Source organism: Photobacterium toruni (assembly GCF_024529955.1).
Classification (GTDB): domain Bacteria; phylum Pseudomonadota; class Gammaproteobacteria; order Enterobacterales; family Vibrionaceae; genus Photobacterium; species Photobacterium toruni.
On the sequence record NZ_AP024855.1, the window covers coordinates 200,311 to 215,156 of the forward strand.

The following is a 14,846-nucleotide window of genomic DNA, read 5'->3' on the forward strand; positions in this document are numbered from 1 at the left end:
ACTCCTTATTTATCTTTACGAAACATTTCTAGCATGCGTTTAGTGACAGTAAAACCACCAAAAATATTGATACTAGCAATGAGAACAGCAACAAAAGCCAACACGGAAACAATACCGGAGCCTTGTCCTATTTGGAGTAATGCGCCTACAATAATGATGCCTGAAATTGCATTTGTTACTGACATAAGTGGTGTATGCAAAGAGTGACTAACATTCCATACTACGTAGTAACCAACCACACATGACAGTACAAATACCGTAAAGTGAGCAAGGAATTCAGGCGGAGAGTAATGACCAACCCAAGCAAATAATGCTATGCCAGCCGCCATCATGCCGTATTTCTTAATCGGTGACATTGGCTCTGCTTTTTTAGGCTGTACTTTTTCTACTGCTTTAGGTTTCTGAGCAACAGCTGAAACTTTTATTGGTGGCGCAGGCCACGTAACTTCACCGGCTTTGATCACCGTTAAGCCACGTAGTACTTCATCATCAAAGTTAATATCAATGTTGCCGTCTTTTTCTTTACACAGCAGCTTTAATAAATTAACCAGGTTAGTACCGTAAAGCTGTGAAGCTTGAGTCGGTAAACGTCCAACCATATCGGTGTAACCAATGATTTTCACGCCGTTAGCTGTGGTGATCACTTTATCAGCTTCAGTGTAAGCACAGTTACCGCCGTTAGCTGCTGCTAAATCGACAATAACACTGCCCGACTTCATTGAGTCAACCATTTCTTTAGTGATCAATTTAGGCGCAGGACGACCAGGAATAAGTGCCGTTGTAATGATAATATCAACATCTTTTGCTTGCTCTGCATATAAACGCTCAGCCGCTTGGTTGAATTCATCTGACATTTCTTTCGCGTAGCCATCACCGGTTGAGGTATCTTCTTTAAAATCTACTTCAAGGAATTCAGCGCCCATTGATTCAACTTGTTCTTTCACCTCAGGGCGAACATCAAACGAGCGAACAATAGCACCTAAGCTACCCGCAGCACCGATAGCAGCTAAACCAGCCACACCCGCACCCGCAACTAAAACTTTAGCCGGTGGTACTTTACCTGCAGCGGTAATTTGCCCAGTAAAGAAACGACCAAACTCATGTGCTGCTTCAACAACAGCACGATAACCTGCAATATTCGCCATTGAGCTTAATGCATCTAAGGCTTGTGCACGTGAAATACGCGGCACAGAATCCATTGCCATTACATTAATATTTTTTGTGGCTAGTTTAGCTAATAGCTCAGCATTTTGTGCCGGCCAAATAAAACTCACTAAGCTCGCGCCATCTTTAATTAATTCAAATTCGTCAACACCCGTTACAGGGTTTACCTGTGGAGCATTGACTTTTAAAATAAGATCGGCTTGCCATACAACTTCAGTCGTCGCAACTTCTGCGCCTGCAGCTTCAAAGGCAGCATCATCAAAACTTGCTAATACGCCAGCTCCCTGCTCAACAACAACGCTGAACCCCATTTTTAATAACTGCTCAACCGTTTTAGGTGTGGCAGCAACTCGCGTTTCATTCGCGAGGACCTCTTTTGGTACACCAATCTGCATTATTATTCCCTGAACATTGGCTATAGATGAATATTTTGTATCTAACCTTAAAAGCAATAGCAAGCTTTTTACAGTTAAAAGCAAAAAATTCTACAAATTTCATTAATAAATAACATTACCGTCATTTTATATTGAAATATAAACACCTTTTCATCCGTGACAAAGAGGTTAAAAAAACATGTATTACAAAAAGTTAGTTATAGTAACTAAACACAAAAAATAACTCAGTTAATATTTTCATCAATATTAATTTAAATATATTCAAAACACTTATAAATTAACAAAAACACAACATTTAACTGGTGATTTTTAGTCCTAAATTAAGATACCCAGCAAACAACACGATTGCAATGAAATATGTTGTATATCTGCATTTATTTAAACATTCGATCGCCTGTTTGATCGATGAACATTTGTGCTTTTTTAAGCATAAATGTTTCAGCATCAATGCGAGATGGTAAAATATCAGAACGTATAAAGTGATGTGTTTGCATTATGTCATCCGTTTTTTTACATATCCGTCCCGCAATACGAAATTGCCCGCCTTCCTTTTGCGGTTCGGGATAAATCAAATAACCCTTATATTCAACAGGTTCAACTGTCGCAGTCTCAACCACTGATTTATTACCAAAAATCCAAGAAAATAATCCCATTATCGCCTCATCTTATTCATTCATAGCATCAGCTTGATAGTGTCTTTGCTTAATACTATTTAATACATTTATTAATAAGTTACATTAATACCAAAAATATCAATATTATCTGTTTTTCTTACGGTAATAAATTGCTTTATAAAAATAACACCATCTTATATTAAGGATTAAAGCAAAATATACTTCATCATCAAATTAGAACGTTAATTATCGTGATATGCCATTGTTACAGGCATAAAAAAACCAGCACATTGGCTGGTTTGTTATCTTATCGGTAAACTGCTATCTCAATGATATTAACGATAAAAACCGATATCTTTTTGAATATGTAACGGTAAATCAGAGATATTACGCACTTTTGACTTTGAAACTGAACGACTAAGTAGAATATCACGAGCATGAACGAGTAGACCTGTAAACGTCAACGAGTATGTTTTTTTATCATTCATTACTGATGTTGGAATCGAATCGAAATCAAATACCTGTGCCATATTGCCTCTTTGGATTAAGCCGTTACTCATAAGATTTTATGTATGATAACGTAACATTAACCATCATGAATAATGACATTATTTAGCGACTAGGATTAGATAACCTAATCCTAAAAATCAGCTTTTGTCGCTATCACATGGAAGAAAAACAGTGAGATTTTCACTTGGCTTATTAAAGTCACCATGTTGCTTTGCAAAGGCTTCAAAAGCATCAGCCATTGTTACGTTTAATGCTTGAGGTTCTTTTACATAATCAAGTAACGGTGCGTAACCTTCCTTTCCTGTTGCGGTATATCCTGATGATACAGAGGTATAAATATCATCATCTTTAACCATCATCCATTGCCCATTAGTGTAATATTCTAACTTTTCAATCCGTTGCCCACTTGGTGCGCCACAACGATACACATAACGCAAATCTGCCACATAAGGAAAACTACCGTCTCCCGTCCCTTCAATATCATTATTCGTTGCATTATCGATCGCGCCTTCTAATGCTTGACGAATACGCAATCCTTTTACGCTATACATCATAATACCAATAGCAAACGGCAATAACCGTCCGGATACATCTGCTGGAGTGATCTCTCCTGGATTAAATGAGCACCTTACGCCACCAGCATTATGAATACCAAAATCAATATGGTGGCCTAATTCTCTTGCTTGCCAAACAAAGCTTTTTACCACCCATGGTGCAATATCACTTGCCCCTTTTGCATCCGGCACTCGAATATGACGCAACGGTTCATTAATACGCGCAATTTTATCCGTTTGTAATGCCCGTACTGCGGGACGATAGTGTTGGTTAAGAATATCTTCTATATGCGGGTCTTTCATCACAAACCGAATGTTCTGCTGACTCTGTAAATAATCACGGACTTTGTTATGATTATCATGATCAAGATATTGAGTACGTCCTGCATCAATCGTAAATTTACGCCCAAGTAATAATTGATTACACCCAGTTGCACTTTCCACATAGCCACCAGCATTAAAGACTAAAGTTAGTTGACCAAGCGCTAATGCATTGCAGCCCGCTTGCACCACACAAGTATTGTTAACCATCTGGGCATAAGTATCAGTTTTACCATAACCAATATTTGTAAAATCACCTTGCATGGTATGTGAATGTCCACCAATAATAGCACCGATACCATTAACTTCTTGTGCTAATAATAGGTCTCTGTCGTAACCTAAGTGACTTAAAACAACAACTTTATTAATGCCTTTCGTTTTAAGAAGTGCGATCGTATTTTTTGTTACCGTAACAACATTATGAAAAGACGTATCAGGATCGGGACTTGCTATACCAGCCATATTTTCAATCGCTAATCCAAAAATAGCGATCGGCTCACCATGAACATTTTTGATCAAATAGTGAGCTGATTGGGTTACGTTATCATAAGCATAAATATTGATTTTATTTCGCAATGGATTACGTTTAGTTTGATCTTCTTGCGATAAATCCCAATTGCCCGCTAATAGTGGAAATGTTGTGTGATCAAGAAAATCAGCAACAATATCATTGCCCATATCAAGCTCATGATTACCTAATGCCATTGCTTCTACACCAATAGCATTCAGTAAAACCGCATTAGCCATCCCTTTGTATAGAGAAAAATACAATGTGCCTTGAAAACAATCACCCGCATGTAAAAACATAAATTCACGCTTATGAGATAAAGCGTCATGTTTAACATCATTTACTGCTGTACAAATACGAGAAAAACCACCACAACTGGCATAAACCGATGTTTCAGTATTTAATACATTGGGCGAGAGTGATAAAGAAATCGCAGAAGGCTCAAAGTTTGAGTGTGTATCATTGATATGAGCAAAAGTGATTGTTGCTGCGTGATTAACAGTCATAATAATTTCAGTTCCTCCAGAACCATCGGGATCAACTAACGACTGATTTATAACGCTCGCTGCATTACAAAAATAAAGATCGTCATTAAATAAGAAACAAGATTACATAAAACGACATAAAAATGAGATCTCTATTAAATACACCTCTTTTAAATAAAATTACTGAGTGAATATCTCATTAACACCCTAACGAAAATCTCACTCAGTAGATATTATACTATTTGCGCATTATTGATAGCGACCATGACGTTGTAAAAATTCTATTTTGTAACCATCTGGATCTTGAACAAAGAAGAATTTAGCCAATAGTACGCCTTCACGAAAAAATTCTTTAATCTCTGCTGGATTATATTGAAGCTCAACTAATTTTTGATATTCAGCGTCAAGATCATCAACAGCAATAGCAATATGCCCATAACCTGTACCGTGAGTATAAGGTTCTGTCGTTCCTTGATTCCATGTTAATTCAAGTTCCATATCATTTTCGTCATTACGTAAATAAACCAAACTGAAACCATCAAAATCAAGTCGTTCTGCAATATCTAAATTTAATGCTTGTTTATAAAATTTTAATGATGCGTCAAGATCAATAACACGAATCATTGAATGAATAATTTTAGCCATAGGATTATCCTTTATAATTGTTTTCGTTAAATATTCATGCTCGGTATAGTAACTTTTTTAATTTAAACATTGTATCAATAATGTGAGCGAAACGATCCCTTTCTTATAGTCTCTACGCTATGTTGTAAAGAAAGAATGAGGAAAGTTCATGCATTTAGAACGCATAGAGGTCGCAGGATTTCGAGGTATCAAACGACTATCACTGTCATTTGATGAATTAACTGTTCTTATTGGAGAAAATGCATGGGGAAAATCATCACTACTTGATGCACTAAGTTTAGCGTTGTGTCCAAGCGCTGATTTTTACGAAATAAAGTTCTCAGACTTTCATATTGATCATGCTATTGGTCATCAACGCACATCTTCACTACAAATAGTGTTACGCTGGCATGAAGATTATTCTGGTGAATATCGCGCGCGACGTTATCGAGCTTTTGATCCTTTCTGGATAGAACAAGATAATTTAAAACATCTTTATACCCAAATTAATAGTTATATCGAAAATGATAAAATAATCACCCATCGCCATTTTTTACATGCTGACGGCCATATTATTGAACATCCTGATACGAATAAATTTTTACGCCAATTAATGGTATTACACCCTATCGTTAGAATTCAAGATGCTCGCCAATTAGAATATGAACAACCTAAAGCGACAACTCAGCATAATACGTCAATAGTGCCACCAGCCAAGATCACTGAATCAACGCGAATTCAACGCCGTCTTGATAATACTTGTCGTCGTTTAATGACACAGCCAGGGCATGTTAGCGCAGCTGAAATAAAAAGTAGCATCAATACATTGCGTTCATTAGTTGATCATTACTTTGCTTTTACGCCACACACTCGTACAAAAGCGCGATCTCATGCCTATTACCCTCAACACAACCAATACGACGATCAATGCCTGAACCCGTTTGATCAACTTGTACAGCCAAAAATGTCCAAACAAGCAAAATTGATTTTAATGGGGTTATTAAATGCTTATATTCGTGCTCGCGGTCCTGTTGAACTAAAACGTATTTCACGACCAATTATAATTTTAGAAAATCCAGAAGGTCGTTTACATCCCATTATGCTTCATCAAGCATGGGCGTTTATACAAAATATGCCAATGCAAAAAATATTAACGACCAATAGCCCTGAATTATTAAGCGTTGTTCCACTTACTGCAATTAAACGTCTACAACGTACACCACAGAAAACCGTTGTCCATGGAGTCAATAATGGTGAATTAAACAAAGATGATATTCGTAAAGTCACTTTTCATGTTCGTATGCATCGTCCTAGTGCGTTTTATGCCCGTGTGTGGCTGTTAGTTGAAGGTGAAACTGAAGTATGGTTATTTAATGAGATGGCACATCTTATCGGCTACAATCTTGCAGCTGAAGGTATCCATGTAATTGAATTTGCACAAAGCGGTATTAAGCCATTGATTAAACTTGCCCGTTTATTAGGAATTGAATGGCATCTCGTGGCTGATGGCGATCCTGCTGGGCGAAAATATGCCGATAAAGTCAGAACATTATTAAATAATGACAGTGAACGTGAGCGTTTAACCGTACTTCCTGCAAAAGATATTGAACACTTCCTCTTTAAAAAAGGTTATGAACCCTTATTTCGTCAACTTGCTAATATTTCAAATAATGATCAAATGCCCATTCGAAAAATTATTTATCGCGCCTTAAAAAAACACGCCAAACCCGATGTTGCGCTTGCCATTGTAAAATATACTCGAGAAGCTGACTCTGACAAAATGCCGTTATTAATTCGTTGGGTGTTAAAAAGAGTGATGATAATGGCTAGAGGGATCATTTAATGGATCTTGATCATCCATATTTACCTATTTTATAGATAAATACGTTATTCAATACGATAATTACTTTTGAAAAAATAGCGTCACACTACCAACAGTAATACCCCATTTTTTCATTTTGGCGACATTAAATAATTGACCGTCCTGTTGATAGAACATCCAATCCTCAAAATTAATATGGTATGGTGATCCATCAATATCTACGGTCAATACATATTGCCAATATAATGCGTTACCTTTTTCATAACCAACAGCTTTACCTACAACATCATCAGCTGTACCAAAATAACGACCATCATCTTGTTTAGTAATCGTCCATACTCGCTGTTGCGTTTGTTGATTATCAAAAATAAAATCTTCAGTAAGAACAAGTTGGTTTCCTGTAATAACACCATTAAGTTCTACATCAAACCGACGTACTTGCCGACCTTTATAATCTTGCACCATTCCCCATGCGTGACTTTGCCCTTCAAAGAATTGAAATAAATCAAACTTAGGCTCTGTGTGTTCATAATCATCAATTGATGCAGTACAACCGTTTAATAGTAATACCAAGATACAGCCAAGTAACCACTGTAATGTTTTATACTTAGCCTGATAAATACAATGAGAATACATAATATGTTCCTCTTTAACGTTTTAGAATAATACTTACGATCGTATCTTATTTGTTATTGACCAATTCTTACTGACCAATTAATTGCAACCGTAACTTAGGGTATGCAGTGTTCGTTGATAACCAAATAGCGATAAAGGCGTTACTTAATGCCAAAGACAATGGTTTTCCTAATAGCTTATCTTTTTGATAGAAACGTCCCTCTGTAGCATTTTTTACAAAAACCAATCTATCGCCTTGCTTCACATTTGGCCATTGTTGCGCTAACTCACTTAGCCATTGCTGCCGTTGTTGTGATGGAATACCTAAATGTTGCCATTGCTTATCCGTTGCCGAAAGAAGATCTTCTTTATCAATATCACGCAAATAACGAATAATCAGCGCCAAATTGGGATCACTTGCAGCATATTTTCCAGACGGTGTTTTAAGTTGAGCAATATAGATCTTCCACCAGCCCCATTTTAAGGTGGATTCACCAACTGTTGGCCATGTAAACCATGATGATGCCTGTACCTGTGAAGTAGAAAACGTGATAACAAACAGTAATAAGATGCAGTAAGCTTTCATGTTGTTCCTCGTTTACTCATTAGCTGCAATAACCACAGCAAATAACCACTATAAAGACTCCAAACCATGGTAATACCCATAAAGGTAATAAGCTCTCCATGAGGCCATATAACTGCACCTAGCGTTTGTCCTGTCCAGTAACTTAATCCACCGCCAAGACTACCGCCGATAACAACGCTCCATATAGGCAGTCGTTGTAGTTGCTCACGCATAATCCACACCATTGAGGTAAACCCAAACCATAATAAGATTAGCCATAAAGGTATAAAATAGCTAAAAGGGGCAAATAATGGATTGGGTGATAACGGAAATTGCATTACACCCATTTGACACAGTACATAGTCACCACAGATACCGACAACACTTGCCATTAACGCAAACGGACAACTTCGATGATAAAACAGCCAGCAGCCGATTAAGAGTGCGATTAATATACCTACATACTGGTATTGCCCCCATACCGCTAACAACCAAAATAGATTGAACCCGAGGCCTATCGCGATATATTTCATTACTCACGCCACTGAGGACGGCTAGCAAGTAACTGAATAGTACTGATACTGCGCTCTAAAAATCCCCCTTCGCAATAACAGAAATAATAGCGCCACATACGCATAAACCGCTCGTCATAACCATAATGGTTTAAAGCCTCACTATTTTGATTAAACATAACGTGCCAATCAGCTAATGTTTTCGCATAATCTAAACCAATATCTTTAATATCTCGTGTTACAAAATCACTATAAGATGTTAACTGCGCTTGCAATGCACTTATTGATGGTAAGAAACCACCTGGGAAAATATGTTTTTGAATAAAATCAACATTTTTGCTGTAGTTTTCATAGCGTTGATCTGCAATGGTGATTGCTTGAATAGCAAAGAGTCCATTGGGTTTAAGTAATAACTGACACTTTTTAATATAGGTAGATAGATACTGCTTACCGACGGCTTCAATCATTTCAATCGATACTAACTTGTCATATTGACCCGTTAAATCGCGGTAATCTTCAAGTAGCAAGGTGATCTTATGTTCAAGACCTGCTTGTTTTACTTTCTCTTGCGCCCATAAATATTGTTGCTCAGAAATAGTGGTCGTAGTGACATGACAGCCGTAATGCTCGGCAGCATAAATTGCCATTCCTCCCCAGCCAGTGCCAATCTCTAATAAGTGATCGTGTTCAGTCAGTTGTAATTGATCACATAATCTTGCCATTTTATTGATTTGAGCCTGAGCAAGCGTATCTGATGCCGATAAATAGATACCCGCGGAATACAACATCTTGTCATCAAGAAAATGACGATATAAATCATTACCTAAATCATAATGCGCTGAAATATTATCTTTAGCATTGGTAAGATTATTTCTTCGAGAAAAATGCTTAAGCTGTTCGATTAAATGGGTTATCCAACCGACTTTAGCTTCTATTTTATCCAGCATAACCATATTACGTGCAAGAATACGTATTACATTGGTTAAATCAGGGCTATCCCACCAGCCATCAATATAAGCTTCACCGGCACCAATACTGCCATCTGTTAATAAACGTTTATAAAAATATGGATTAATAACGGTTAAGCTGGCCTGCAAACTTGCCTGTTTATCACCAAAGAAATGGGTCTCTCCGCCATGCTCAGACAGCGTTAAACCGACATTTGATAATTGCTGCAATAAACTAAAGATTAATCGACGCGATCGATCATGGCTAAATAAACGGGCTGATGTTGTTGGTTCTAACTCACTTCTAAGCATAGTTTATTCCCTTACTATTTATTGTCATGATGAGGGTGATCATAAATGGGTGCTCCTTTACGCCACAATTTAAAGGCTTGCCAATATATTCCAACGATGACTTTAATCGTCATTATTGGTGTCACCAACAAATGTCGTAATAATATTGCGGTAGTAAATGGCTGCTTTTGCATTGCTAATGTGGCGTCAAAGACCTTTATTGGAATATCTTCTTTATGATTGCCATTTTCATCAATCGCATTTTCACCCTCTCGATGAAAGCTATCTTTTTTAGAATGCACCTCTAAATGAATCTTCACAATGCTATCAGGGACAGATAATTGCCAAACATAATCCTGATCCATTGGATTAAACGGTGAAACATGAAATGCCTTATCATCAGTAAAATGCTTTTGTTGCCAATATTGCTTAGCAGGGATTGCATAATAATGACGTTGATTCCAAGGCGTATTACTCACTTCTGCCAAAACATATTGCCAACAACCTTGCTGATCAAAAACGTAATACATATTCAACGGACTAAAATATAATCCACCATAGCGTAAGTGACACAACATACTGACCTTACCGCTGATACGCTCACCAGTTAATGCATAGATTTTATTCTCAACCGCGAGATTAATATTATCAGCACCACCAATGTAGTCTTGCCGACGAAAACGAGCAAAATGAAACCATGACCGTCCAAATCCCGTTACCTTGTCACACAACGCATCAATTTCATCGACATCGAGGTACACCATAAACATTGAATAGCGAAAACGGTGCAATACTGGAGTAAAACGTCGATGCCGAACATGACCACTATAAATACCACTATTATCAGTGTGCATAATCTTGCCCACGATTAACCGCCATATCTACGGCTTCAATAGGTGTTGTTTTTCTAGATGATGCCTGACTAACAGAACCGATATGAATAATAGCCTCAATAACATCCAGTGCACTTTTTACACCGTCTTCATGAAAACCGTTATACCAATAAGCGCCACAAAACCATGTGTTCTCGAGACCATTAATCAAGTGTCGTTGTTGTTGAGCCTTAATACTATTAAGGTTAAACACTGGATGAGCATAGGTAAATTGGCGTAAAATTTTACTCGGGTCGATTGCTTGCGTTTGATTTAACGTTACACAAAAAGTCTCTGGGGCATCAATCCCTTGTAAAATGTTCATGTTATAAGTCAAAGCAGGAAGTTGATGGTATGAATCATTATTAGTACGCGGTAAATGGTAATTCCATGCAGCCCACGCGGCTTGAGTCTCAGGTAAAATACTGGCATCTGTATGCAAAACAACCTCATTATCTTGATACGCCATGGCTGATAATATCTGTTGTTCATTAACGGTACTATCCGCTAGTAGTGCTAATGCTTGATCGCTATGACATGCAAAAATAACATGGTCAAAAACATCTACACTATCGTTAACCGTAATCTGTATTTTCCCATTAATACGACTCACCTGCTGTACAGAAGAATTTAATCGAACCAATGGTGCTATCTCTACCAACATCCGTCTTACATATTCACGTGAACCACCAGGGATCACATACCACTGTGGACGATTAACAATATCAAGCAAACCATGATTTAAGAAAAAACGCAGAAAGAACCCTAACGGTATATTACGCATATCTGCCAATGATGATGACCAAATCGCAGCCCCCATCGGTAAAATATAATTCTCAGTAAAATACTCACTCAGTTGATGCTGTTGCAGAAACTCACCTAACGTCTGCTGTTGCTCTATATCTTCATTAGCCGTCTTTTTTGCCAGCCGATTAAACTTAGTAATTTCATACAAAAAATAGAAAAATTGAGGATTAAATAGATTCTTTTTTTGAGCAAATAGAGAGCTCAAATTATTCCCGTTATACTCCAGATCATTATTTTCATTATGAACACTAAAGCTCATCTCACTCGCTTGCCCTTGAATATCAAGTTCTGCTAATAACTGCTCAAAATTAGGGTATGTGCGATCATTAAATACAATAAATCCCGTATCAATCGCATATTGACCACTGCTGACTTCCACATCAACCGTTGCAGTATGTCCTCCAACATAATCATTGGCTTCAAACAACGTAATATTGTGTTGATGACGTAAATACCATGCAGAGGTTAACCCTGATATACCCGATCCTATAATTGCTATTTTCATGACGCGTTCCTTGTCATTCGTTGAATAATAATCCGTTGAGCAGATAGAGGTAATAAAGCAATTGCTTTCAATAATAAGGTAAATTTTATTGGAAAATGTATTTCTGCTTGTTGCTTATCAACCCCTTGGCGTATTTTAAGTGAGGCATAGTCACAACTGACAATCATTGGCATTGGAAAGTCATTTTTATTTGTCAGAGGTGTAGCAACAAACCCGGGATTAACTAAAGTAACGGTATTGATTTTATCTTTTAAATCAATTGCTAACCCATTTGCTAAATAAGATAACGCCGCTTTTGAAGCGCCATATGCTTCAGCGCGAGGCAAAGCGGTATAAGCCGCGGATGAACTAATAAAGACCAAATGCGTTTGAGGAGTAAAGCGATCTTGCATCGCATCTAAACAGTGAATAATGCCAAAAAAATTAACGTCAAATACACGCTTAAATAACTGACTATCAATCACGCCATTGTCGATATATTCACACGTTCCCGCATTTAAAATAATAAGATTCGGTAAAGCGTCAATGTGAGCTAAGACTTGTTGAGTTTGTTTGGTATTAGTGACATCAAAGACTAATGGGATAATTTCTCCACCAGCAGTCATTACGCACTCCATAACTAACTGTTCAAGCCGCTGCTGGTTTTGTCCACAGGCATAAACTTGCCAGCCATTATTAGCATAATCAATTGCTAATTGCCGACCAATGCCTGAGCTTGCACCAGTAATAAGTACTTTTTTCATTGGCCTAACCTCGCTTTAATGTGCTTAATTACTTGGCCAATAACGGGTAACCCTTCATATAACATCGCCCCTAAATCAAAAAAATCACGATGATAGATAATACGTTGTTGCTCAATAGTGAGTTGGGTACACCCTTCTAAGGTTCGCTGTTGGCCTTGCTGAAGGCGTGGATGTGAAAAAGTCATTGTCCATTGCAAAAACGCATTATTATCCTCAACAACGGCGTGATTAATCGTGAAATGACAATAATTAATATTGCTATAAAGCGTTTTGAAATAATGATGTAATGCCTCAATACCCACAATGTTATGAGCAGGATCTTCAAACACAATATCAGTATGATAAACACCATCAAGCAGTGATAAGTTCTCTTTATTTAACTGGCAATAAACCTCAATAAACGTATTGATCACCGCGTTATTAGTCGTAACCATGACGATGCCCTCACCTATATAATAATGTTTGTTTATTCCTCTTGCTGACTGTCATAGCTGATTTTCGCTTGCTTATAACTGTCGATAGCCAATAGTCGCATCTGTTTATGATCAACAATCGGTAATGGATAATCCACACAATCAAAACCAGACCATAATGAAGGTGTATGGATATATTTATCAGGAACAGATTCAAGTTCAGGGATCCATTGACGAATAAATTCACCCTTTGGATCAAATCGTTCACTTTGTGTGGAAGGATTAAATACACGAAAATACGGTTGCGCATCTGTTCCCGTTGATGCAGCCCATTGCCAACCGCCATTATTGGATGCCAACTCACCATCAATTAGCTGTTGCATAAACCACTGTTCACCAACCCGCCAATCACACAACATATCCTTAGTTAAAAAACTGGCTGTTATCATCCGCAACCGATTGTGCATCCACCCCGTTGTTGCTAACTGTCGCATTGCTGCATCAACAATCGGAAAACCGGTGTGACCTTGTTGCCAAGCATTCACATGAGTTCGATTTTCTACCCACTGCACATTATCAGTATATAGTTGAAAAGGCTGATTTTTACTTAAACGATCATCACTATCTAACAAATGGTTATAAAACTCACGCCACACTAATTCACTTAACCAGACAAAAGCACCATTATCTTTATTTATTTCAATAGATTGCGGTAACATTTCGATCAAAGTAGCTAGACATTGACGAGCAGATATTGCACCAATAGCTAAATAGGGTGAAAGACAACTGGTGCCATCAATAGCAGGAAAATCACGTTGCTGTTGATAATACTCAGCTTTGTCCTCACAAAACATCTGTAACCGTTGATGAATAGCACTATCATCGACAGGCCATAAAACACTGTCTTGTTTGTTATAATTGAAGGCATGAATCTTACTGTTAGTATCAATGTTATCGTTAAGTAACCTCAAACACTGTTGACTCAGTATTACTTTATTACTATTTGTAACGGGCTGATAATTATTACTTAAAAATTGTTTTAGCCACGCATTACGGTATGGCGTAAATACCTTATACATTTCTTGCTGCTTTGTTAACACGCTGCCTGGTGGTAAAACGCAATAGTCATCACTGCAATGCCATTGTTTATCTTGTGCTATTAACGCTTGCTCTACTGCACGATCACGCTGCTTTTCATTCCAAGGATGCTGACGATTACAATAAACGGCCTTAATTTGATACTGCTGACACAGGTTTATAATAGTGTCTGGCACTGCTTGAAAATCGTCACATTCAAGGGTTAACAAAGGAATATTGATATCTTTAAGCTGTTGTTTGACAACCCTTAACCGTCGTTCAATTAAATCAATCTGTCGCCCTGAAATATGGTGTTGATACCACTGCATTGGCGTTGCAATATGAGCCGCAATCACGGGTAAACCTGATGCTATCGCACGATTTAAAGCGGTATTGTCAGTAACACGCAAATCAGCGCGTAGCCATAACAGTGCATGCTCGACGGCGGGCGTCGTTGATTGAGGCGCAAGATTCATTGCTGTCTCCTTCGGTACAATTCTTC

At 37.7% G+C, this 14,846-nt stretch carries 15 protein-coding genes; 1 reads left to right on the forward strand and 14 read right to left on the reverse strand.

Annotation, left to right across the window (positions count from 1 at the left end; all coding sequences use genetic code 11):
* Positions 1–5: 5 nt before the first annotated feature.
* The 5 genes from OC457_RS15105 to OC457_RS15125 all read right to left on the reverse strand — a co-directional run bounded on the left by OC457_RS15105 (position 6) and on the right by OC457_RS15125 (position 5,196).
* Complete coding sequence (locus tag OC457_RS15105) at positions 6–1,559, reverse strand: Re/Si-specific NAD(P)(+) transhydrogenase subunit alpha (protein WP_080174149.1); 1,554 nt, start codon at positions 1,557–1,559, stop codon at positions 6–8.
* Between the two features lie 374 nt (positions 1,560–1,933).
* Positions 1,934–2,212, reverse strand: a complete 279-nt coding sequence (locus OC457_RS15110) for an HlyU family transcriptional regulator (RefSeq protein WP_080174150.1) — start codon at positions 2,210–2,212, stop codon at positions 1,934–1,936.
* 296 nt (positions 2,213–2,508) lie between these two features.
* On the reverse strand, positions 2,509–2,703 hold the full coding sequence (locus OC457_RS15115) for a hypothetical protein (RefSeq protein WP_080174151.1): 195 nt from the start codon (positions 2,701–2,703) through the stop codon (positions 2,509–2,511).
* 117 nt (positions 2,704–2,820) lie between these two features.
* Positions 2,821–4,572, reverse strand: coding sequence for a bifunctional metallophosphatase/5'-nucleotidase (locus OC457_RS15120; protein ID WP_080174152.1), 1,752 nt, complete (start codon positions 4,570–4,572; stop codon positions 2,821–2,823).
* Positions 4,573–4,800: 228 nt separating this feature from the next.
* Entirely contained in the window at positions 4,801–5,196 is a 396-nt protein-coding gene (locus OC457_RS15125; RefSeq protein ID WP_080174153.1) for a VOC family protein, read from the reverse strand.
* 148 nt (positions 5,197–5,344) lie between these two features.
* Here OC457_RS15125 and OC457_RS15130 point away from each other — a divergent pair, with 148 nt between their 5' ends.
* On the forward strand, positions 5,345–7,018 hold the full coding sequence (locus OC457_RS15130; protein WP_080174154.1) for a DUF2813 domain-containing protein: 1,674 nt from the start codon (positions 5,345–5,347) through the stop codon (positions 7,016–7,018).
* Between the two features lie 60 nt (positions 7,019–7,078).
* Here the strand turns inward: OC457_RS15130 and OC457_RS15135 are convergent, their stop codons facing one another.
* The 9 genes from OC457_RS15135 to phrB all read right to left on the reverse strand — a co-directional run bounded on the left by OC457_RS15135 (position 7,079) and on the right by phrB (position 14,820).
* Positions 7,079–7,633, reverse strand: a complete 555-nt coding sequence (locus OC457_RS15135) for a DUF3833 domain-containing protein (protein ID WP_080174155.1) — start codon at positions 7,631–7,633, stop codon at positions 7,079–7,081.
* Between the two features lie 67 nt (positions 7,634–7,700).
* The gene (locus OC457_RS15140) at positions 7,701–8,198 is read right to left on the reverse strand and encodes a hypothetical protein (protein ID WP_080174156.1); all 498 of its coding nucleotides are present in this window, start codon (positions 8,196–8,198) and stop codon (positions 7,701–7,703) included.
* Positions 8,195–8,710, reverse strand: coding sequence for a DUF2878 family protein (locus tag OC457_RS15145; RefSeq protein WP_080174157.1), 516 nt, complete (start codon positions 8,708–8,710; stop codon positions 8,195–8,197). Before OC457_RS15145 ends, OC457_RS15140 begins: the two co-directional genes overlap by 4 nt.
* Positions 8,710–9,948 carry an SAM-dependent methyltransferase gene (locus tag OC457_RS15150; protein ID WP_080174158.1) on the reverse strand — a complete coding sequence of 413 codons (1,239 nt, stop codon included), beginning with the start codon at positions 9,946–9,948 and terminating at the stop codon, positions 8,710–8,712. Before OC457_RS15150 ends, OC457_RS15145 begins: the two co-directional genes overlap by 1 nt.
* Positions 9,949–9,962: 14 nt before the next feature.
* Positions 9,963–10,781 carry a DUF1365 domain-containing protein gene (locus tag OC457_RS15155; protein ID WP_080174159.1) on the reverse strand — a complete coding sequence of 273 codons (819 nt, stop codon included), beginning with the start codon at positions 10,779–10,781 and terminating at the stop codon, positions 9,963–9,965.
* On the reverse strand, positions 10,771–12,111 hold the full coding sequence (locus tag OC457_RS15160) for an NAD(P)/FAD-dependent oxidoreductase (protein WP_080174160.1): 1,341 nt from the start codon (positions 12,109–12,111) through the stop codon (positions 10,771–10,773). The genes OC457_RS15155 and OC457_RS15160 overlap by 11 nt, the downstream gene beginning before the upstream one ends.
* Positions 12,108–12,854 (reverse strand): SDR family NAD(P)-dependent oxidoreductase, encoded by a 747-nt coding sequence (locus OC457_RS15165; RefSeq protein WP_080174161.1) that lies wholly within the window; start codon positions 12,852–12,854, stop codon positions 12,108–12,110. Before OC457_RS15165 ends, OC457_RS15160 begins: the two co-directional genes overlap by 4 nt.
* The gene (locus tag OC457_RS15170) at positions 12,851–13,288 is read right to left on the reverse strand and encodes a nuclear transport factor 2 family protein (protein ID WP_080174162.1); all 438 of its coding nucleotides are present in this window, start codon (positions 13,286–13,288) and stop codon (positions 12,851–12,853) included. The genes OC457_RS15165 and OC457_RS15170 overlap by 4 nt, the downstream gene beginning before the upstream one ends.
* A 32-nt stretch (positions 13,289–13,320) precedes the next feature.
* Positions 13,321–14,820 (reverse strand): deoxyribodipyrimidine photo-lyase, encoded by a 1,500-nt coding sequence (gene phrB, locus OC457_RS15175; RefSeq protein ID WP_080174163.1) that lies wholly within the window; start codon positions 14,818–14,820, stop codon positions 13,321–13,323.
* Positions 14,821–14,846: the final 26 nt, after the last annotated feature.